Below are 18,248 nucleotides of genomic sequence, written 5' to 3' on the forward strand. Positions count from 1 at the left end.
TTTCATGGACGGAACCATCCTGATTGCCGATGACGACCGCAGCATCCGCACCGTACTGACCCAGGCGCTGACCCGCGCCGGCTGCCGGGTTCACGCCACCGGCAGCCTGCAGCAACTGCTGAAATGGGTCGAGGAAGGCCGCGGCGATCTGGTCGTGACCGATGTGATGATGCCCGATGGCAATGGCATCGACACCATCCCGGCCATTCGCCGCGCCCGCCCGGACATGCCGGTCATCGTCATCTCGGCCCAGAACACCATCGTCACTGCCATTCGCGCGACCGAGGCGGCGGCCTTCGACTACCTGCCGAAACCCTTCGATCTGCCCGATCTGCTGTCGCGCTCGCGCGATGCGCTGTCGCGGCGGCCACGCAAGGCGGATCTCGCCCCGGCGCCCGAGCAGATCGCCGTGCCCTCGCCCGCCGGGCCGGAGCCGGAACTGCCGCTGATTGGCCATGCCGCGCCGATGCAGGCGCTGTTCCGGCTGGTGGCCAAGGTGCTGAATGCCGATCTGCCGGTCATGGTGACCGGGCAGGCGGGGGTCGGAAAATCGACCATCGCCAAGGCCCTGCACGAATTTTCGGATCGCAGCACCGCGCCGCTGGTGGTGCTGACCCCGGCCGATGGCGGGGCCGACCAGTTGTCCCGCGCCGTGCAGGAGGCGCGCGGCGGCACCTTGCTGATCGAGAACCCGGCCGGCTTCGATGCGGCGGCGCAGACCCGGCTGCTGGCGCTTCTGGAACAGCTCGACGGGGCCGGCGATGCGCCCCGGCTGGTCTCGACCTCGGGGCCGGACCCGCAGGCGGATATGGACGAGGGCCGGCTGCGCGCCGATCTGTTCTATCGTCTGGCCGGGGCCACGATCGCGGTGCCGCCGCTTTCGGCGCGGCGCGACGATATTCCGGCGCTGGCAAAGCACCTGATGGCGCGCGCCGCCGGGCAGGGGCTGGTCGAACGCCCGATCCCCGATGACGTTCTGGCCGAGCTGCGCGGCCTCGATTATCCCGGCAATGTGCGGCAGCTGGAAAACCTGGTGCGCCGCCTCGCGCTGACCGGCTCTGGCCCGATGATGCTGGAGGAGTTGCGCGAACTGTCCGGCCAGACCGCGCAGCCGGTGGCGATGGCGTCCTCGGCACCGCGCGCCACGACCGCGCATGGCGGCGCATCGGGCCAGCTTTCGGCCTCGGTTGCCGATCACCTGCAACGCTATTTCGACCTGCATGGCGACGCATTGCCGCCCCCCGGCCTTTACGACCGCATCCTGCGTGAAATCGAGGTGCCGCTGCTGGAAATCGCGCTCGACGCGACCGGCGGAAACCAGCTTCGCTGCGCCGAGCTTCTGGGCATCAATCGCAATACCCTGCGCAAGAAACTGAGCGATCTGAATATTCAGGTGACACGCCGCCGCCGAGTGATGTAAAACGGTCACAGGGGCGCGAAATCCGTCGCGCCACGGCAACAAGACGCGGCTTCCAAGCGGCGCAAGATCGAGCAGAACGAGCCCATGTCGGCACATGGCCTGACATCCCTACGCAGTGCGCGCCTGCCCGACCGGCTGGCGCGGATGCTCTCGCGTCGGCGGTTGCGCAACGGCCTGACGCTGGCGCTCGTGGTGGCCGCGCCGATCCTGGCCATCTTCACGCTGGTGGTGCTGGGCAAGGTCGGGGTGACCGGGGGCTCGCGGCTGCTCAGCCTCGCGCTTGTGCTCGATTTCGTCTATCTGCTGCTGCTGCTCGGGCTGGTCCTGATGCGCATCGCCCAGATGGTCGCCTCGCGCCGGCGGGCGCGGGCGGGATCGCGGCTGCACAGCCGGCTGGTCGGCATCTTCGCGCTGATCGCCATGGTGCCCACGGTGCTGGTGGCGCTGTTTGCCGGGGTCGTCATCAATATCGGCCTCGAAGGCTGGTTCTCGGACCGGGTCCGGGAGGTGGTCGGCAATGCCCAGGCCGCCGCCGTCGCCTATCAGACCGAGCATAGCGAGGACCTGACCGTCGATGCCGGCAATATCGCCGACGCCCTGCGCGAGGCGGCGCGCAGCGATCCGCTGATCGACGATGGCGATCTGCGCGTCATCCTGACCGCCGAACAGAGCCGCATCCAGCGCGGGCTGCGCGAGGCCTATGTGATCGACGCCGGCGGCGAGATCCATGCCCGGGGCGAACGCTCCTATTACTTCTGGTATGTCCAGCCGAGCCAGGACCAGTTCGACCGCGCCCGCAGCGATGGGCTGGTGCTGATCGAGGATTGGGGGCAGAACTCCTTCCGCGCTCTGGTGGCGCTGCCGCCCTTGGCCGACCGCTTCCTTTACGTCTCGCGCGAGGTCGATGGCCGGCTTCTGGGCCTTCTCGACGACACCCGAGAGACGATCGGCGAATATCGCCAGCTCGAACAGGATCGGGGCCGGGTGCTGCTGGAGTTCTCGCTGGTCTATCTGGGCTTCGCCCTGCTGCTGATCGGGGCGGCGATGTGGCTGGCGATGTGGTTCGCCGAGCGGCTGTCGCGCCCCATCGGCAAGCTGGCCGAAGCCTCGGAACGGGTGGGCGAGGGCGATCTGGACGTGTCGGTGCCAGAGGCAGATACCGGCGACGAGATCCAGACCCTCGGTCAGGCCTTCAACCGCATGACCCGCCAGCTGAAGACGCAGCGCGAGGAACTGGTCGAAAGCCACCGCGCCAGCGACGAGCGCCGGCGGCTGTTCGATTCGGTCCTGTCCAGCGTCACGGCGGGGGTGATCGGCCTCGACGAGGATGGCGATGTCGATTTCCTGAACCGCTCGGCGGCGCGCATGGTCGGTGTCGATCCGGCCCGCGACCATGACCGCCCGCTGTCCGATGTGGTGCCGGAATTCGCGCCGCTTCTGCAGCGCCTCTCGGAAAGCGTGGCCGAGACCGTGCAGGACGAAATCCGTCTGGTCCGCGAGGGTCGGATGGAAAGCCTGCTGGTGCGCATGGCCGTCCGCCACGGTGCCGATGGCGGACTGGAAGGCTATGTGGTCGCCTTCGACGATGTGACCGAACTGGTCACCGCGCAGCGCATGGCCGCCTGGGGCGATGTCGCCCGCCGCGTCGCCCATGAGATCAAGAACCCGCTGACCCCGATCCAGCTTTCGGCGGAACGGCTGCGGCGCAAGTTCAACAAGATCGCCGCCGATCCGGCGGAAAAGGAAAGCGTCGATTCCTATGTCGATGTCATCATCCGCCAGACCAACGACCTGCGCCGGATCGTCGACGAATTCTCGCGCTTCGCCCGGATGCCCGAACCCGACAGGCGCGAGACCGATATCGCCAAGCTTCTGCGCGACACGCTGCTGTTGCAGGAAGACGCGGTCCGGGCCGAACTGATCGCCGATGTCCCGGCGGGTTCCGTGCGCATCGACTGCGACGCGACCATGATGGCGCAGGTCTTCACCAACCTGATCAAGAATGCCGCCGAGGCCGTGGACGAATTGCGCGACGCCCCCGCCGAAGGCTGGCAGCCCGAGATCCGCGTGAGCATGTCCGAAGATCCCGAAGTGGTGACCATCTCCATCGCCGATAACGGCCCGGGCCTGCCCGAGGACCGCTCGCGCCTCTTTGAACCCTATGTCACGCTGAAGAAGGGCGGCACCGGCCTCGGCCTGCCCATCGTCAAGAAGATCGTCGAGGAACATGGCGGCAGCTTCGTGCTGACCGACGCCCCCGAACGCGGCGCGCTTGCCGAATTGCGGCTGCCCCGTGAACGCAATCCCGTGCGCATTGCACGCAAGAACAAAGAGCAGGACCAGACATGAGCGACATTCTGATCGTTGACGACGAAAAGGATATCCGCGAACTGATCGCCGATATCCTGGAAGACGAAGGGTTCCCGACCCGCACCGCCGCCAATTCCGACGAGGCGATCGAGGCCCTGAACCTGGCCGAGCCGGCGCTGATGATCCTCGACATCTGGCTGAAGGACAGCCGGATGGACGGGATCGACATCCTCAAGCAGGTCAAGCGCAATAATCCCGAAGTGCCGGTGATCATCATCTCGGGCCATGGCAATATCGAGATCGCGGTCGCCGCGATCCGCCAGGGCGCCTATGACTTCATCGAGAAGCCCTTCAATATCGACCAGCTCATGGTGGTCATCAACCGGGCCATGGAAACCAACCGCCTGCGCCGCGAGAATGCGCAGCTGCGCCGGGGCGAGGTCAAGGCCGCCGAGATGCTGGGCAATTCGGCCTCCTTCAAGCGGATGCGCGACCAGCTCGACAAGCTGGCGAAATCGAATGGCCGGGTCATGCTGACCGGCGAGCCGGGGGCCGGCAAGGAACTCGCCGCGCGCTATATCCATGCCCAAAGTCCGCGCGCCTCGGCCCCCTTCATCGTCGTGCCCTGCGCCACCATCGAACCCGAACGCATGGAGGAGGTGCTGTTCGGTCGCGAATCCGCCGAACGCGGGGTCGAGCCGGGGCTGCTGGAACAGGCTCATGGCGGGGTGATCTATTTCGACGAGGTCGCCGACATGCCCATGGGCACCCAGCCGAAGATCCTGCGGGTCCTGACCGAACAGCAATTCTCGCGCGCCGGCGGCTCGGACCGGGTGCGGGTCGATCTGCGCGTCGTGTCCTCGACCAATCGCGACCTGCCCTCCGAGATCGCCGCCGGCCGCTTCCGGCAGGAGCTTTACGACCGGCTCAATGTGGTGCCGCTCGCCATCCCCTCGCTGACCGAGCGGCGCGAGGATATCCCGATGCTGGCCAGCCATTTCGCCCTGCAGTTCCACGAGGATCAGGGCTTGCCCTTGCGCGAGATCGGCGAGGACAGCGCCAATGCGCTGCAGGCGATGGACTGGCCGGGCAATATCCGCCAACTGCGCAATGTCATCGAACGGGTGCTGATCCTGGCCGAAGACAGCGGCCCGATCACCCCGGCAGAGCTTCAGGGCCAGAGCGCCGAGGGCGAGGGCGCGGATACGCTGACGCTTGGCCCCCGCATCACCTCGCTGCCGCTGCGCGAGGCGCGCGAGCTGTTCGAACGCGAATATCTCGTCAACCAGATCAACCGCTTCGGCGGCAATATCAGCCGCACTGCGCAATTCGTCGGCATGGAGCGCAGCGCCCTGCACCGCAAGCTGAAATCCCTCGGCGTGGTCGGCGGCCGCGCCGTCGAGGAAGAAGAGGACGCATAGGAAAAGGGCGCGGAAAACCCCGCGCCCGCTTCTCTTTGGTGGCCAAATACCTCGGGGGTCCGGGGGCGGCGCCCCCGGTCCTGTGGCTGGAAATCAGCTCCGCGACCGCAACTGTTGCAACAGCGCCGCATTGGCGTAACCGTCCGGCGACACCCCGATCCGCTGCTGGAAGGCCTTGATCGCGGCCATGGTCTTTTCGCCGATGGCACCGTCCGGCTCGCCCACGTCATAGCCGAGGCGGTTCAGCCGGCGCTGCACCTCCTCCTTCTCGTTATGGGTCAGGGCACCCGCCTCGCGCGGGAAGGCGCCGACGATGCCCGGCCCGCCGCCGATGCGGTTACCCAGCATGGCGACGCCAAGCGCGTAATTGTCCGAAGCGTTATAGGCGCGGATGGCGATGAAGTTCTTCGTCACCAGGAAGGCCGGCCCCTGCGCGCCGGCTGGTGCGATGATCCCGCCCGAGGGCAGTGTGCGTCCATCGACCGCGCGCACGCCCTGCGCGGCCCAGGTGGCGCCCGATTTCACATTGCTGCGCCCGGTCTGTCCATAGTTGAAGCCCGAGGGCAGCCGCACCTCGACCGCTGCCGGCAGGCCCGGCACCCAGCCCGACCGTTTCAGGTAAGACGCGGTCGAAGCCAGCGAGTCGGTCGGATCGTCCGACCAGATGTCGCGCCGCCCGTCGCCGTTGAAATCGACCGCATAGGCCAGATAGGAGGTCGGCATGAACTGCGTATGGCCCATCGCACCGGCCCAGCTTCCCAGCATATGCTCGGGGTCGGTATCGCCGGCCTGCAGGATTTTCAGCGCCGCGATCAACTGGTTCTGGAACATCTCGCCGCGCCGCCCGTCATAGGCCAGCGTCGCCAGCGACGGGATGATCTGCATCTTGCCGCGATTGCCGCCGAAATTCGATTCCATCCCCCAGATCGCCATGACGATATTGCGATCGACGCCGTAACGGCCCTCGATCTGGCCGAGCGTGCCGGAATAGGTCCGTGCCAGCCCGCGGCCCTTGGTGGTGCGGCTGTCGGATGCGGCGCTGTCCAGATATTCCCAGACCGGGCGCGAGAACTCGGCCTGCTTGCGGTCCAGGCGGATCACTTCGGGGTTGTAACGCGCGATGCGCATGGCGCGGTCATAGGTGGCGGGGCTGACCCCGGAGGAGATCGCGCGCGGCCGGAAGGACTGGATCCAGTTCTGCAGGCCCGCTTCCGAGGCCGGCGAGGCCCCGGTGATCGGCGCCGGCGTGACCGAAGACCCGGTCGAGACCGAGCCGGCGCTGCGCACACCGCAACCGGCCAGAAGCGCGACTGCGGCCACGGAAATGGTAAATTTGGTGAAGATACTGCTCATTCTGTCCCTGCCTTGCGAGGTGATTTGCAGGAACGATAACGCAGCCGCGAGGCAAGGAAAACCGGGCGATTCGGGGCTTGGGGGATCGGCGGAAAACCGCGCATCCCCTTGGCTCAGTCTTCCTCGTCGAAAAACGGCTCCATCTGGGCGATGATGACGGCGTTTTCGTCAAGCGCGCGGGCCATCAGCTCGCGGTCCTCCTCGCCGATCTCGGCACCTTCGGCCTCGCGCTCGGCCAGGGTGCCGTATCCGGTCACGTCCAGCGGTGCCATGCCGGCCTGTTTCAGGATCGCCACCGTCTCGCGCACCGCCTCGGCCTCGTCCTTGCCGGAGGCATAGCAGAGCAGCCCGGCCCCGGTCGCGCCCTTCGGCAGCCCGTCATCGGCGGATCGGCCGACCTGCACCAGCAGCGTATAGACTTGTTGCGCCATGACGGCCCCCTTAAACATTTCCCGTGACTGAGGGAGTGCGTGATGAGCAAGAGTTTGGCAAGGGTCGCGGCGGCGCTGAAGGATGCCGGGATCGAGACCGAAATCCGCGAGATGGGCGATACCCGCACGGCGGCGGATGCGGCGGCGGCGGTCGGCTGCGAGGTCGACCAGATCGCCAAGTCGATCATTTTCCGGGGTGAGGAAAGCGGCCATGTCGTCCTGTTCCTGACCGCTGGCGGCAACCGCGTCGATGCCGACAAGGCCACGGCTTTGGCGGGCCAGCCTCTCGGCAAGGCGGATGCGGCGCTGATCCGGGCCGAGACCGGCTTTGCCATCGGCGGCGTCGCCCCGGTCGGCCATCTGAGCGAGATCGCGGCCTTCATCGACCCGCGCCTGCTGGAATTCGACACCGTCTGGGCGGCGGCCGGCACGCCGCGCCATGTCTTCGCCATCACCCCTGCCGACCTGCTGCGCGTCAGCGGCGCGCGGCAGGCCGATTTCACCGGCTGACGGCGCGGCGATGGAATGGCGCGGCGAGGGCACGGTGATCGCGCGCAGGCCGCATGGCGAACATGCGGCGCTTGTCGATATCCTCAGCCCGGATGCCGGGCGCGTCTCGGGCATGGTGCCGGGGGGCGCGGGGCGCTCGAAAGCGGCGATGCTGCAGCTGGGGAACCGGGTCTCGGCGCTCTGGCGGGCGCGGCTGGAGGATCAGCTTGGCACCTTCACGCTGGAACCCGGCGCCGCCCGGCCCGGCCTTCTGGCCAATGCGGCAGCACTCGACGGGATGAATGCGACGGCGGCGCTTCTGCGCTTTGCGCTGCCCGAACGCGACCCGCATCCGCAGATCGCCCGCGCCTCGGAAGCGCTCTGGGACGCGATGGATCGGGGTGCCGACTGGGCCGGCGATTACGTCCGCTGGGAATTGCTGCTGCTGGAAGATCTGGGCTTCGGGCTGGACCTGCAAAGCTGCGCTGTGACCGGGGCGCGGCAGGGGCTGGCCTATGTCAGCCCCAATACCGGACGCGCCGTCACAGCCGAAGCGGCGGGCGAATTTGCCCCGCGCCTGCTGCGCCTGCCGTCATTGCTGGGCGGGCCGCCCAGCAATGACGAACTGGCCAATGCCCTGACCCTGACCGGGCATTTCCTGCACAAATGGCTGGCGCAGGAACATGTCGGCCGTCCCCTGCCAGCCGCGCGCGAGCGGTTGGCGGCGCGGCTTATTCGCGGGTGAAGCGCAGGCTGTGTTCGGGGCCCGTCAGATCGACGCCATGTTCGGTCAAGGTGGCCGAGGTTGCCTGATCGAGCGCCCTGAAATAGGCGGTCTCGCCATTGTCGTTGATGCAGGCGCGCCGCGTCGTCGCCAGCGGACTGGCATCGAGCGCCGGCCAGGCGGCCTTGTTCTCGCCGCTGAAGCTGTTGCAGGAGCCCTTGCCCGAAAGGCGCTGCCCCTCGATCACCAGCGTCGGGTTCTCGATCACCGCGCGCCCGTCGATGGAGACCAGCCGATAGCTGCCATCGAGGCCGGTTTCAGCGGTTGCGCATCCGGCCAGCAGCGCCAGCCCCAGAATCATTGCAGTTTTAGAAAACGTCATCGCCTCTCGCCTCTCTTCTGTCATAGACCAAGATAAGATCGGGCCCGCTCAAAACCAAGCTGTCCCGTTCGCGACGCAGGGTCGTCAGTTGCGGCAGCATGTCCATGTATTCGGCCTCGGCCCGCATCCGGGCAGGATCGGCGCAGGCCATGGCGGTCATGTTCAGATCGCGCGCGGCGAAATCGGGTGCGTCCCCCTCGCGGCGGCCGGAATAGGCGTTGCAGGGGCCGATCCCGGTCAGCCGGTCGCCGTCGAGCCTCAGCGAGACATTTTCCAGCCAGGGCATCCCGTTCGCCTCAATCAGAATCCAGTCGATGCCGTCGATGCGCTGATCCTCGGGCAGGGCCGGGGTCGTGCAGGCGGCTAGAAGCACAAGGGCTGCGATACGGGCGGGCGGTCTCATGCCGGGGCCTTCGAGGATGGGCGGGAAAAGAAAGACCCCCGCAGGCGCGGGCCGGCGGGGGTCTTGAACCTCACTCGGTTCGCTCGTCTTACAGAGCGCCTTCGCGCTGTGCCTTTTTACGGGCCAGCTTGCGGGCGCGGCGCACGGCCTCGGCCTTTTCACGGGCCTTCTTGACGGACGGCTTCTCGAAATGCTGCCGAAGCTTCATTTCACGGAACACGCCCTCGCGCTGAAGTTTCTTCTTCAGTGCGCGCATCGCCTGTTCGACGTTATTGTCGCGAACGTTCACCTGCATGTGGTTGTCACCACCTTCCTAGGTTAAAGTTGATCGAAATTGCAGGAAGCCGCCGTATAAGCGGCATCCGCCCATTTGTCCAGCCCGGGGAGGGAAAGATGACCGAGACACGCGACAGACTGGCCGAGGCCGCGCTGCTGCATGTGCCCTTCGACGGCATGAATCTGGTGGCGCTGCGCGCGGGCGCGCGCGATATCGGGCTGTCGGGCGATGTGGCCGAGGCCTTCTTTCCCGGCGGCGGGGCCGATCTGGCCGCCTGGATCCATCGTCGCGGCGATGCCCGGCTGGCTGAATGGATGCAGGGCGCACCGGCGGGCCGAATCAGCGAGAGGATTGCCGATGCGATCCGTCAGCGTCTCGATTTCGCCGATGTCGAACTGGTCCGCGCGGCCTCGGCGGTGCTGGCTTTGCCGGTGAACCAGCCGCTGGCGGCGCGGCTCATGTGGGAAACCGCCGACACGATCTGGAACGGGCTTGGCGACAGTTCGCGCGATGTGAACTGGTATTCCAAGCGCGCCACGCTTTCGACGGTCTATGCCGCATGCGTGCTCTACTGGCTGGGGGATCTGTCCGAGGATCACGCCGAGACCCGCGATTTCATCGACCGCCGCATCGATGGCGTGATGCAGTTCGAGAAGCTGAAGGCGCAGGCCCGCAAGCTGCCGGGGGTGGCGATGCTGACCGATATCGCCACCGGCTGGATCCGCGCCCCGAAATCGGTCACGGAGGATCGCGCATGAGCCTGCCCGACGCGATGCGCGCCGTCGAGATTTCCGAACCCGGCGCGCCCGAGGTGCTGCGCCTGACATCGCGCCCGGTGCCGATGCCGGGCCATGACCAGATCGTCATCCGGCTGGAATGGGCCGGGGTGAACCGGCCCGATGTGGCGCAAAGGCAGGGCACTTATGCGCCGCCGCCCGGGGCCTCGGACCTGCCCGGGCTGGAAGGCGCGGGCAAGGTCGTGGCCGTGGGGCGCGGCGTCACCCGCTGGAAGCCCGGCGACCGGGTCTGTGCGCTGCTGCCCGGCGGCGGTTATGCCGAATATGTCGCCTGCCATCAGAGCCACGCGCTGCCGGTCCCCGAAGGCATGTCCCTGCGCGAGGCCGCAGCCCTGCCGGAAACCGCCTTCACCACCTGGTCGAACATCGTCATGCGTGGCGGCCTGCAGGCGGGCGAGCGTTTTCTGGTCCATGGCGGATCGTCGGGGATCGGCACCATGGCGATCCAGATCGCCCGTGCGCTTGGTGCCCGCGTCTGGGCCACCGCCGGCTCGGACGAGAAATGCGCGGCCATCGCGGAACTCGGCGCGACTGCGATCAATTACCGGAGCGAGGATTTCGTGAAGGTCCTGACCGAGGCCGGCGGGGCGAACCTGATCCTCGACATGGTCGGGGGCGATTATATTGCCAGAAACCTCAAGGCGCTGGATCTGGACGGGCGGCTGGTGATGATCGCCTTCCTTGCCGGCCCGAAGGCCGAGATCAATTTCGCCCATGTCATGACCCGGCGGCTAACCATCACCGGCGCCACCCTGCGGCCGCAATCGGATGCGGCCAAGGCGGCGATTGCAGATCAGCTACGCGCGCATCTGTGGCCGATGATTGGCGCCGGCAAGGTCCGGGTGTTGATCGACAGCGAATATCCCCTGGCCGAGGCCGCCGAGGCGCATCGGCGCATGGAAAGCAGCGCCCATATCGGCAAGATCGTGCTGAAGATCGGAGACTGGTCATGAACGAGGCCCCGGAAATCGTCGAGATCGACGAGGACAGCTTTCCGAACATCCCGTTGCTCGCTGCGGCAGGTGTGCCCGAGGATTTCTTCGAGGAAGACCGCATGAATGCCTGGCTGGAAGCGGGCGAGGCCTTCCAGATCGACGATCACCCGAACTTCGCCGTGCTGAACTATCCCTCGGCCGAGGGCGGCGTGGCCATGCTGTTGCGCTGGCATGGCGACGCCTACGGTCTGGTCAATGCCTGGCCTTTCCTGCCTACGGTGATCAGTGCCGAGATCGCGCCGCTCAAGCTGGCGGTCGATGCCGAGGGGGTGCAGGCCTTCGTGACCGCGCGGATGGGGGGCGCGGTGCTGACCTTCTTCGATGACGGTTTCATCGAGAATGGCCCCGCCTATCGCGCCGCAGAGATCGCCTATGCGCAATTCTATGGCATCGCCAACCAGGCCGCGCCGGCCGAGGCCACCGAATTCGAGATCGGCCCCGATGACGAGGAATTCGGGCAACTCGTCGCGGCGGGCCACGAGATTGCCGAGGGCGGTGCGATCAGGATCAGCATGGCCGGTGCGGCGATCATGGTGCCGCGTTTCGACATTGCGCCGAACGCCTTCGAATTTCGCGGTCCGGTCGTCGGGGTCGAGCCGCTGCCGGACTGGATCTGCCCGGATGCCGCCGTGGTTCATGTCACTGTCCTGCGCCCCTTCGAGGACGAGGACGGCACACCTCTCGAAGACGGGTTCGACCTGCCGATCCTGATGCGCCCCGGCCTGATCGACGGCGAAATGCTACCCCAACCCGGCGAGGAAATGCAGGGGATCGCCTTTCTTTACGGCACCGGGTTCGAGGGCGACCCTGGCGACGATGACGACGACGAGGTTCCGCCGCCGCTTCTGCATTAACGCACCTTCTCCATGATTACCGCATCGCGGCTGCAATCGCGGCGCACATCGGGGGCGCAGTCGCGGGGTTTCAGGTCCTTGGTCAGGCAGATGCGGACTTCCTGCAGGTCCTCGCCCTTGCAGGTGACGGTGATGCCATCGGCGGTCATGGCGGGATTGTATTCGATGAAGGCGTCCTCGATCAGCGCTGGCGGGATCGAGATGTCGCGGTCGAGATCGACGAAGTAATCGGGCAGGGCGACGGCCTCGAAAGCGTCGCGCATGGTCTCGTAATAACCCGCTGCGGACAGGCCGCTACAACGGCCATGCTTCTGCCATTGATACCAGGCCAGCCCGCCCGAGCCCATGATATCGGCCATGCCCTCGCTTTCGCGGCGGGCGGGGTCGCGCTCGCTGGTGCGGCAATTCGCCGGCCAGCCGTCTTCGTATTGCGGCCAGAGGCCGTGCAGGTTGAAATCGACCTTGCGCCCGACATCGCATTGCGTCGTGCCGCGCTTGTCATTGGCCGAGGCGCACCAGTTCGGCGACCAGCTGAGCGCCAGAACGTAATAGTCGAAATCGCCCGCGACATGGGTCTGGGCGGCGGCCGGTCCGGCCCCGGCGGCAAGGATGGCGGCGAAGATCAGTTGGCGCATGGGCCCCTCATTCGATGTGCTGTCCCCTCGATAGGCGAAACGGGCGGCCGGCGCATCCCTTCCGGACACGATTTGGCCTTTCCCTTGCTGCGTTTCGGCCCTATACAGGCGGGGAAATTTCCCGAAAACGTGGACTGGCTTCGCCAAAACGCCGTTTTCCCGGCCGGGAAAGATATGCGCAAGGAGTAGATCCGATGAACAAACCGCTGATGGCCAAGGCCACCGCCGTCTGGCTGATCGACAACACGACGCTCAGCTTCAAGCAGATCGCCGATTTCGTCGGCATGCACGAACTCGAAATCCAGGGCATTGCCGATGGCGACGTGGCCACCGGCGTGAAGGGCTTCGATCCCATCGCCTCGCACCAGCTCGATCTGGCCGAGATCGAGAAGGGCCAGAAGGATGCGGCCTACAAGCTGAAGCTGAAGCACAACCCCGCCGCCGAGGGCGAGGAAAAGCGCCGAGGCCCGCGCTATACGCCGCTGTCGAAGCGTCAGGACCGCCCGGCCGCGATCCTCTGGCTGGTGAAGTTCCACCCCGAGCTGGCCGATGCCCAGATCGCCAAGCTGGTCGGCACCACCAAGCCGACCATCCAGGCGATCCGCGAGCGGACCCATTGGAACATCCAGAACATCCAGCCCATCGACCCGGTCGCCCTTGGCCTTGCCAAACAGACCGAGCTTGACGCGGCGGTGCAGAAGGCGGCGAAGAAGCGCGGCAATGAGGGCGGGGTCATGACCGATGACGAACGCCGCAAGCTGGTCTCGACCGAGACCTCGCTTGCCATGGGCGAAGAGCCGCGCCTGCCGACCGCCATCGCCGGGCTGGAGAACTTCAGCTTGTCGCGCGACGACGACAAGCCCGAGCCGGAACTGGATGCCGAGAGCTTCTTCAACCTGCCCGATTCCGACGAGGATGACGACGACGACAACTGATCGTCCCGATCCGGCCCCATTGGGGCCGGTGATCGCATTGACCTGTATCCCTGGGACGCTGCCGGGCAGATTTTATGTCCGGCGGCCAGAGTTGCAGCGGGCCGCCGGGGCGTGATCGCGGATCAGCCGCCGTTGACGATGCTGTCCAGAACCTCGTAGCGCTCGCTGCCGATATCGATCACCGTCAGGCTGCCGCGCCGCTCGCTGATCTGGCCGTCGACCGGGGCGGGGGCGCCATTCTCAAAGCGAATCTCGCGATGGCCGCCATCCGGCCAACTGACCCGAAGCAGGGTCGTGCCACCGCTGCGGGCCAGGCTATAGGCGCAGTCGCGCGTCGGCATGCCAAGCGCGGTCGAACAGGGCAGGGTGCCGCTGGCCGTATCGACGGCGGCGGGGCTGGTGGCGGCATGGCTGGGTTTTGGTGCGGGTTTGGTGGCCGAGATCGCAGGCGCGGCCATGGGCGCGGCCTCGGTCCGCGTCACGCCGCCAAGCGGGACCTTGCTGGCAGGCGCGGCCGGTGGCCGGGCCGACATGGCCGAACTGCGGTCGACGGGCGCAACCGTGCCGGCTGGTGCTGCCGGGGCCGGTTGCGGGGCGTTGCTGCCCACCGCCGCAACCGGCGAGGCCTGGGGTGCCACGATGCCGGCTGGTGCCGAAGGCGCGGGTTGCGGTGCCGTGGCCGGCACCGCCGGCTGCTGGGTTACAGCGGTTGCCGCTGTCATGGCTGGCTGGGTCGCGGTCATGGCAGCCGTGCTGGCGGCGGGCATCGCGGATTGAGGGCCGGGTTGCGCGGCGGCCTCTGTCGCGGGTGCTGTGGTTGGGGCCAGAAAATCGCTTGCCGCCCAGCCCGTAACCGGGCCGCCCGAGGTGGTTTCGACCTTGCACCAGTTGCGCCCATCCGCCGGCTGACAGCCGAGATTGCGCAGCACCGCGCCGTTCGGGGCCGTGCCGGCAACGTCGGCACCGGTCGAGGCCTCGGCGCGGATGTTCAACTGGCCGGTAATGCCGGTCACCTGCCAGAAATCCGGCGCGGCGTTCAGGGAATTGGCGACATCGTCGCTTTGTGCCTGTCGGCCGGCCACGTCGATGGTCAGCGAAAACCGTGCCGTGCCGCCCGCCTGCGCCGCCTGTGCCAACGCGCTGCGGATCACATAGGTGCCGCTGGCCGGCAGCACCAGATCCGCCGACATGCCTGCGCTGCTGCTGGAAAACAGCGCAGGCGACTGGCCGGGGATTGCACCTGGCGCAAAGATCTCGAACTGCGCCGCCGGATTGTCGGCATTCATGCGCACGGTCATCCGCTGCCCGGCATTGGCCGTCAGGGTGAAATCCGCCGTGTCCGCGCCCACGATCTGCCCGGTTACGGCCGTGCCTGTTGCGCCTGCCGTGAAGGCTACGGGCTGCGTGGTGCTTTCGGCCAGGACCGGCAGGGCCAGGCAAGTGGCGATTGCAGCGCTGCTGATGAGTTTTCCGAGCATGTTCTGCCTCATGTTCCGTGTCATTGTCGATGGCCGCTTCGCCGGCGGCTTGATTCCGGCTTAACCCAAATCCGGCCGAATGCCTGCGGGCAAACGGCCGGATTCGCGATTTCGTGTTCACGCGTGAGCGCGTCGTCAGATCGACAGGCAGATATATTTCAGCTCAAGGAAATCGTCGATCCCGTGATGGCTGCCTTCGCGGCCAAGGCCGGATTGCTTGACCCCGCCGAAGGGCGCGGTCTCGGTCGAGATGATGCCGGTATTCACGCCGACGATGCCATATTCCAGCCCCTCCTGCACACGGGTGATGCGACCGATGTCGCGGGCATAGAAATAGGAGGCGAGGCCGAAAATGGTGTTATTGGCCTTCTCGATCGCCTCCTCCTCGGTCTCGAAGCGGAACAGGGGGGCGAGCGGGCCGAAGGTTTCCTCGGTCGCGACCTTCATCGCGTCGGTGACGCCGGTGACCACGGTCGGCTCGAAGAACAGCCCGCCCTTGCGCTTGCCGCCGGTGGCCACGGCGCCGCCATGGTCGAGCACGTCCCTGATATGTTCCTCGACCTTCTCGACCGCCTTTTCGGTGATCAGCGGGCCGGTGGTGACGCCATCCTCGAACCCGTCGCCGACACGCAGCTTTTCGACCGCCGCCGCCAGCTTTTCGGCGAAGGCATCATAGACGCCGGCCTGAACATAGATGCGGTTGGCGCATACGCAGGTCTGGCCGTTATTGCGGAATTTCGAGGCCATGGCGCCTTCGACCGCTGCATCCAGATCGGCATCGTCGAAGACGATGAAGGGCGCGTTGCCGCCCAGTTCCATCGAGCATTTCAGCACCTGATCGGCGGCCTGTCGCAGAAGGATGCGCCCGACTTCGGTCGAGCCGGTGAAGGTCAGCTTGCGGACATGCGGGTTCTCGCAGAATTCCTTGCCGATCTCTGACGAACGCGACGAGGTGACGACGTTGAAGATCCCCTTCGGCAGCCCGGCGCGTTCGCCCAGCACGGCAAGCGCCAGTGCCGAAAGCGGCGTCTCGGCGGCGGGGCGGGCGACGAAGCCGCAACCAGCCGCCAGTGCGGGGGCGCATTTGCGGGTGATCATGGCATTCGGGAAGTTCCAGGGCGTGATCGAGGCGGCGACACCGATGGGCTGGCGCAACACGGTCAGTCGCTTGTCGGGCTGATGGCCGGGAATGGTCTCGCCATAGATGCGCTTGGCCTCCTCGCCGAACCATTCGATGAAGCTGGCACCGTAAGCGATCTCGCCCTTGGCCTCGGCCAGCGGCTTGCCCATCTCGGCGGTCAGGATGCGGCCGAGATCGTCCTGATTTTCCATCATCAGGTCGAACCATCTGCGCATGATCTGGGCGCGTTCCTTGGCGGTGCGCGCGGCCCAGCCCTTCATCGCGGCGGCTGCGGCCTCGATGGCGCGCGCAGCCTCGGCGCGCGACAGATCGGCGACCTCGGCGATGACATCGCCCCGTGCCGGGTTGGTCACCGGGAAGGTCTTGCCATCGGCCGCATCCACCCATTCGCCGGCGACATAGGCGCGGGTCTCCAGAAGCGAGGGGTCTTTCAGGTGCATCTTCAGATCGGTCGGGTGCTGGTTCATGGCGTCCTCCTGTGCTGGGTCGGCAGCAAGCTGGCGCTTTTGGTCTTGCAAGGCAAGCGAAACCGCCGGTTTGGCCGCAATCGAGCATCTGTGATGAAACTAACGACGCCAATCCGCGTTGGGGGGCAACGTCAAATGTTCCCTCTTGACGTTATCTCTCTGGGGCGGCGCGTGTCTCCGTGTCGCCCCAACTCGGCTGGGGACGAGACAATGGGGGATGCCGATGCAGACCCTGATCATTCAGCACGACTATCCTGTGCAGCCGGCGCGGCTTTGGGCAATCGCGACCGATTGCGCGGCGCTTGGCGTGGCGAAGGCGAAAGGCGCCCGTTCCCCGACCCATGCCGTCACCGGCCAGATGCTACACCTTCGCATCCCGGTGCTGGGCCTGCGCAGGTCGCATGTGATCCATATCGCGCTTTGCGACGATGCCCGGATGATCCTGCGCACTCACGAGCAGGGAAGGGGCGGCCATCGCTGGCGGCTGACGCTGGCGGTTACGCCCGCCGGCACCGGCAGCCGCCTGACCGAGCGGGTCGAGCTGGATGCCGGTTTTCTGAACCCGATCCAGTCGCTATGGGCGCGCGAGCATTACGCAAGGCGCCATGCGGCAAGGCTGCGCCTGCTCGAAGCCGAAGACGGTCTGTCGAGATAAGCGTTATTCCATCGCCATAACGCCTTTGGCCCGTTTCAGATCTGCGACCAGCAGGGTTGCAGATCGCCGGGGCGCGGGCTGGCTGCCCAGACCCCGCGGGCAATGGCGCGCGCCAGAACCGAGGCCGCCGCATGGCCAAGCTGGAAGGGCGTCACCACCGGGTCGGGCAATTCGCGCGCCCCGGTCGAGACGGCGAAGACCAGATCGCCATCGAAGGGCGTATGGCTCGGGACAAGGGCGCGGGCCATGCCGTCATGCGCCGCCGTCGCCATGCGTTGCAGCCCGGGCTTGCTCAGCCGCGCATCGGTGGCGACGATGGCGATGGTCGTGGCTTCACCCAATTGCTTTTCGGGCAGGAACTCGGCCCCCGGATCGGGGGTCTCGCCGGTGCCGAGGCCGCCGAATTCCGCGCCCATCTCCCATGGTGCGGCCCAGAAATGCCGCCCCCCCGGCATGATCGCCGAGCCGAGCGCATTGACCACCACAAGGGCCCCCACGGTGATCCCGCAATCCAGCACCGCCGAGGCCGAGCCGAGCCCGCCTTTCAATTGCCGCGTCATCGCCCCGTAACCGGCACCCGCCGTGCCGATCGCGAAATCCTGCGCCGCGCCCTCCAGTGCCGCCCGGCCGAGCATTGGATAGGGGTTCTCGCGCCAGCCCTTGTCGCCGCCGTTCATCAGGTCGAAAACGATGGCGCCGGGCACGATAGGCACGCGCATGTCGCCCACGGCAAAGCCGCGTCCCGCCGCACGCAACCCCGCCATCACCCCGTCGCCCGACGCCAGCCCGAAGGCCGAGCCGCCCGACAGAAACAGGGCATCCACCTCCTGCACCAGCTTGTCGGGGGCGAGCAGGTCGGTGTCTCGGGTGCCGGGGGCGCCGCCCATGACATGCACCGCCGCCGCAAAGGGCGCGTCGCCGGTCAGGACCGTGGTCCCCGACCGCAGCCCGGCATCATCCGCATTGCCGACCCGCAGCCCGGCGACATCCGTGATCAGGTTCCGCTCTCCGACACGCATCCGGGGTCCTTTCCTCATGCCACCCGCCGGACTGTGCCGGTCTTTGCGCATCCGGGCAAGCC

Annotated in this window: 19 protein-coding genes; 10 read left to right on the plus strand and 9 right to left on the minus strand. The window is 66.8% G+C overall.

Going from position 1 to position 18,248, the window contains the following annotated elements; genetic code table 11:
* The first annotated feature begins 4 nt into the window (after positions 1–4).
* The 3 genes from Q0330_RS11855 (at position 5) to Q0330_RS11865 (ending at position 5,151) form a co-directional block, all read left to right on the plus strand.
* Positions 5–1,420: a sigma-54 dependent transcriptional regulator gene (locus Q0330_RS11855; protein ID WP_299479234.1), complete on the plus strand. Its 1,416-nt coding sequence runs from the start codon at positions 5–7 to the stop codon at positions 1,418–1,420.
* An 84-nt stretch (positions 1,421–1,504) separates the two neighbouring features.
* Positions 1,505–3,769, plus strand: coding sequence for an ATP-binding protein (locus tag Q0330_RS11860; protein WP_299479237.1), 2,265 nt, complete (start codon positions 1,505–1,507; stop codon positions 3,767–3,769).
* Positions 3,766–5,151, plus strand: a complete 1,386-nt coding sequence (locus Q0330_RS11865) for a sigma-54 dependent transcriptional regulator (RefSeq protein ID WP_299479240.1) — start codon at positions 3,766–3,768, stop codon at positions 5,149–5,151. The genes Q0330_RS11860 and Q0330_RS11865 overlap by 4 nt, the downstream gene beginning before the upstream one ends.
* A gap of 93 nt (positions 5,152–5,244) precedes the next feature.
* On the opposite strand, the gene Q0330_RS11870 is transcribed toward Q0330_RS11865, so the two are convergent.
* Together Q0330_RS11870 and Q0330_RS11875 are read right to left on the minus strand one after the other, a co-directional pair.
* Positions 5,245–6,504: a lytic murein transglycosylase gene (locus Q0330_RS11870; protein ID WP_299479243.1), complete on the minus strand. Its 1,260-nt coding sequence runs from the start codon at positions 6,502–6,504 to the stop codon at positions 5,245–5,247.
* Positions 6,505–6,617: 113 nt separating this feature from the next.
* Positions 6,618–6,935: a hypothetical protein gene (locus tag Q0330_RS11875; RefSeq protein ID WP_299479246.1), complete on the minus strand. Its 318-nt coding sequence runs from the start codon at positions 6,933–6,935 to the stop codon at positions 6,618–6,620.
* A gap of 42 nt (positions 6,936–6,977) precedes the next feature.
* Here Q0330_RS11875 and Q0330_RS11880 point away from each other — a divergent pair, with 42 nt between their 5' ends.
* On the plus strand, positions 6,978–7,445 hold the full coding sequence (locus Q0330_RS11880) for a YbaK/EbsC family protein (protein ID WP_299479249.1): 468 nt from the start codon (positions 6,978–6,980) through the stop codon (positions 7,443–7,445).
* A 10-nt stretch (positions 7,446–7,455) separates the two neighbouring features.
* Positions 7,456–8,169, plus strand: a complete 714-nt coding sequence (gene recO, locus Q0330_RS11885; protein WP_299479252.1) for a DNA repair protein RecO — start codon at positions 7,456–7,458, stop codon at positions 8,167–8,169.
* Here recO and Q0330_RS11890 read toward each other — a convergent pair.
* The 3 genes from Q0330_RS11890 to rpsU all read right to left on the minus strand — a co-directional run bounded on the left by Q0330_RS11890 (position 8,156) and on the right by rpsU (position 9,228).
* Positions 8,156–8,530 (minus strand): META domain-containing protein, encoded by a 375-nt coding sequence (locus Q0330_RS11890; protein ID WP_299479255.1) that lies wholly within the window; start codon positions 8,528–8,530, stop codon positions 8,156–8,158. The two genes, recO and Q0330_RS11890, sit on opposite strands and share 14 nt — an antisense overlap.
* Positions 8,517–8,933: an META domain-containing protein gene (locus Q0330_RS11895; protein WP_299479258.1), complete on the minus strand. Its 417-nt coding sequence runs from the start codon at positions 8,931–8,933 to the stop codon at positions 8,517–8,519. The genes Q0330_RS11890 and Q0330_RS11895 overlap by 14 nt, the downstream gene beginning before the upstream one ends.
* Before the next feature lie 88 nt (positions 8,934–9,021).
* Positions 9,022–9,228 carry a 30S ribosomal protein S21 gene (rpsU, locus tag Q0330_RS11900; protein ID WP_090524370.1) on the minus strand — a complete coding sequence of 69 codons (207 nt, stop codon included), beginning with the start codon at positions 9,226–9,228 and terminating at the stop codon, positions 9,022–9,024.
* Between the two features lie 98 nt (positions 9,229–9,326).
* Here rpsU and Q0330_RS11905 point away from each other — a divergent pair, with 98 nt between their 5' ends.
* The 3 genes from Q0330_RS11905 to Q0330_RS11915 are packed head-to-tail and all read left to right on the plus strand — an operon-like array spanning position 9,327 to position 11,856.
* Entirely contained in the window at positions 9,327–9,968 is a 642-nt protein-coding gene (locus Q0330_RS11905; RefSeq protein ID WP_299479269.1) for a COQ9 family protein, read from the plus strand.
* Entirely contained in the window at positions 9,965–10,960 is a 996-nt protein-coding gene (locus Q0330_RS11910) for an NAD(P)H-quinone oxidoreductase (protein ID WP_299479272.1), read from the plus strand. The genes Q0330_RS11905 and Q0330_RS11910 overlap by 4 nt, the downstream gene beginning before the upstream one ends.
* Positions 10,957–11,856 carry a hypothetical protein gene (locus Q0330_RS11915; protein WP_299479275.1) on the plus strand — a complete coding sequence of 300 codons (900 nt, stop codon included), beginning with the start codon at positions 10,957–10,959 and terminating at the stop codon, positions 11,854–11,856. The genes Q0330_RS11910 and Q0330_RS11915 overlap by 4 nt, the downstream gene beginning before the upstream one ends.
* Here Q0330_RS11915 and Q0330_RS11920 read toward each other — a convergent pair.
* A complete protein-coding gene (locus tag Q0330_RS11920; RefSeq protein ID WP_299479278.1) occupies positions 11,853–12,491 on the minus strand; it encodes a ribonuclease T2 in 639 nt (212 codons plus the stop codon). The genes Q0330_RS11915 and Q0330_RS11920 overlap by 4 nt on opposite strands.
* 194 nt (positions 12,492–12,685) lie before the next feature.
* Here Q0330_RS11920 and Q0330_RS11925 point away from each other — a divergent pair, with 194 nt between their 5' ends.
* A complete protein-coding gene (locus tag Q0330_RS11925) occupies positions 12,686–13,426 on the plus strand; it encodes a DUF1013 domain-containing protein (RefSeq protein WP_299479280.1) in 741 nt (246 codons plus the stop codon).
* Positions 13,427–13,548: 122 nt separating this feature from the next.
* Here Q0330_RS11925 and Q0330_RS11930 read toward each other — a convergent pair whose 3' ends face one another.
* Entirely contained in the window at positions 13,549–14,904 is a 1,356-nt protein-coding gene (locus tag Q0330_RS11930; RefSeq protein ID WP_299479283.1) for an SH3 domain-containing protein, read from the minus strand.
* Positions 14,905–15,039: 135 nt separating this feature from the next.
* Positions 15,040–16,512, minus strand: coding sequence for an NAD-dependent succinate-semialdehyde dehydrogenase (locus tag Q0330_RS11935; RefSeq protein WP_299479286.1), 1,473 nt, complete (start codon positions 16,510–16,512; stop codon positions 15,040–15,042).
* Positions 16,513–16,735: 223 nt separating this feature from the next.
* On the opposite strand from Q0330_RS11935, the gene Q0330_RS11940 reads away from it, so the two are divergent.
* Complete coding sequence (locus Q0330_RS11940) at positions 16,736–17,167, plus strand: hypothetical protein (RefSeq protein ID WP_299479289.1); 432 nt, start codon at positions 16,736–16,738, stop codon at positions 17,165–17,167.
* A gap of 35 nt (positions 17,168–17,202) precedes the next feature.
* On the opposite strand, the gene Q0330_RS11945 is transcribed toward Q0330_RS11940, so the two are convergent.
* On the minus strand, positions 17,203–18,186 hold the full coding sequence (locus tag Q0330_RS11945) for a P1 family peptidase (protein ID WP_299479568.1): 984 nt from the start codon (positions 18,184–18,186) through the stop codon (positions 17,203–17,205).
* Between the last annotated feature and the right edge of the window lie 62 nt (positions 18,187–18,248).

This window comes from uncultured Paracoccus sp., assembly GCF_937873615.1.
GTDB lineage: Bacteria > Pseudomonadota > Alphaproteobacteria > Rhodobacterales > Rhodobacteraceae > Paracoccus.

Bases quoted from the DNA above. Each gene is read 5' to 3' on its own strand.
- Q0330_RS11855 (WP_299479234.1), top strand. From the start codon at position 5: ATGGACGGAACCATCCTGATTGCCGATGACGACCGCAGCATCCGCACC.
- Q0330_RS11860 (WP_299479237.1), top strand. From the start codon at position 1,505: ATGTCGGCACATGGCCTGACATCCCTACGCAGTGCGCGCCTGCCCGAC.
- Q0330_RS11865 (WP_299479240.1), top strand. From the start codon at position 3,766: ATGAGCGACATTCTGATCGTTGACGACGAAAAGGATATCCGCGAACTG.
- Q0330_RS11870 (WP_299479243.1), bottom strand. From the start codon at position 6,504: ATGAGCAGTATCTTCACCAAATTTACCATTTCCGTGGCCGCAGTCGCG.
- Q0330_RS11875 (WP_299479246.1), bottom strand. From the start codon at position 6,935: ATGGCGCAACAAGTCTATACGCTGCTGGTGCAGGTCGGCCGATCCGCC.
- Q0330_RS11880 (WP_299479249.1), top strand. From the start codon at position 6,978: ATGAGCAAGAGTTTGGCAAGGGTCGCGGCGGCGCTGAAGGATGCCGGG.
- recO (WP_299479252.1), top strand. From the start codon at position 7,456: ATGGAATGGCGCGGCGAGGGCACGGTGATCGCGCGCAGGCCGCATGGC.
- Q0330_RS11890 (WP_299479255.1), bottom strand. From the start codon at position 8,530: ATGACGTTTTCTAAAACTGCAATGATTCTGGGGCTGGCGCTGCTGGCC.
- Q0330_RS11895 (WP_299479258.1), bottom strand. From the start codon at position 8,933: ATGAGACCGCCCGCCCGTATCGCAGCCCTTGTGCTTCTAGCCGCCTGC.
- rpsU (WP_090524370.1), bottom strand. From the start codon at position 9,228: ATGCAGGTGAACGTTCGCGACAATAACGTCGAACAGGCGATGCGCGCA.
- Q0330_RS11905 (WP_299479269.1), top strand. From the start codon at position 9,327: ATGACCGAGACACGCGACAGACTGGCCGAGGCCGCGCTGCTGCATGTG.
- Q0330_RS11910 (WP_299479272.1), top strand. From the start codon at position 9,965: ATGAGCCTGCCCGACGCGATGCGCGCCGTCGAGATTTCCGAACCCGGC.
- Q0330_RS11915 (WP_299479275.1), top strand. From the start codon at position 10,957: ATGAACGAGGCCCCGGAAATCGTCGAGATCGACGAGGACAGCTTTCCG.
- Q0330_RS11920 (WP_299479278.1), bottom strand. From the start codon at position 12,491: ATGCGCCAACTGATCTTCGCCGCCATCCTTGCCGCCGGGGCCGGACCG.
- Q0330_RS11925 (WP_299479280.1), top strand. From the start codon at position 12,686: ATGAACAAACCGCTGATGGCCAAGGCCACCGCCGTCTGGCTGATCGAC.
- Q0330_RS11930 (WP_299479283.1), bottom strand. From the start codon at position 14,904: ATGCTCGGAAAACTCATCAGCAGCGCTGCAATCGCCACTTGCCTGGCC.
- Q0330_RS11935 (WP_299479286.1), bottom strand. From the start codon at position 16,512: ATGAACCAGCACCCGACCGATCTGAAGATGCACCTGAAAGACCCCTCG.
- Q0330_RS11940 (WP_299479289.1), top strand. From the start codon at position 16,736: ATGCAGACCCTGATCATTCAGCACGACTATCCTGTGCAGCCGGCGCGG.
- Q0330_RS11945 (WP_299479568.1), bottom strand. From the start codon at position 18,186: ATGCGTGTCGGAGAGCGGAACCTGATCACGGATGTCGCCGGGCTGCGG.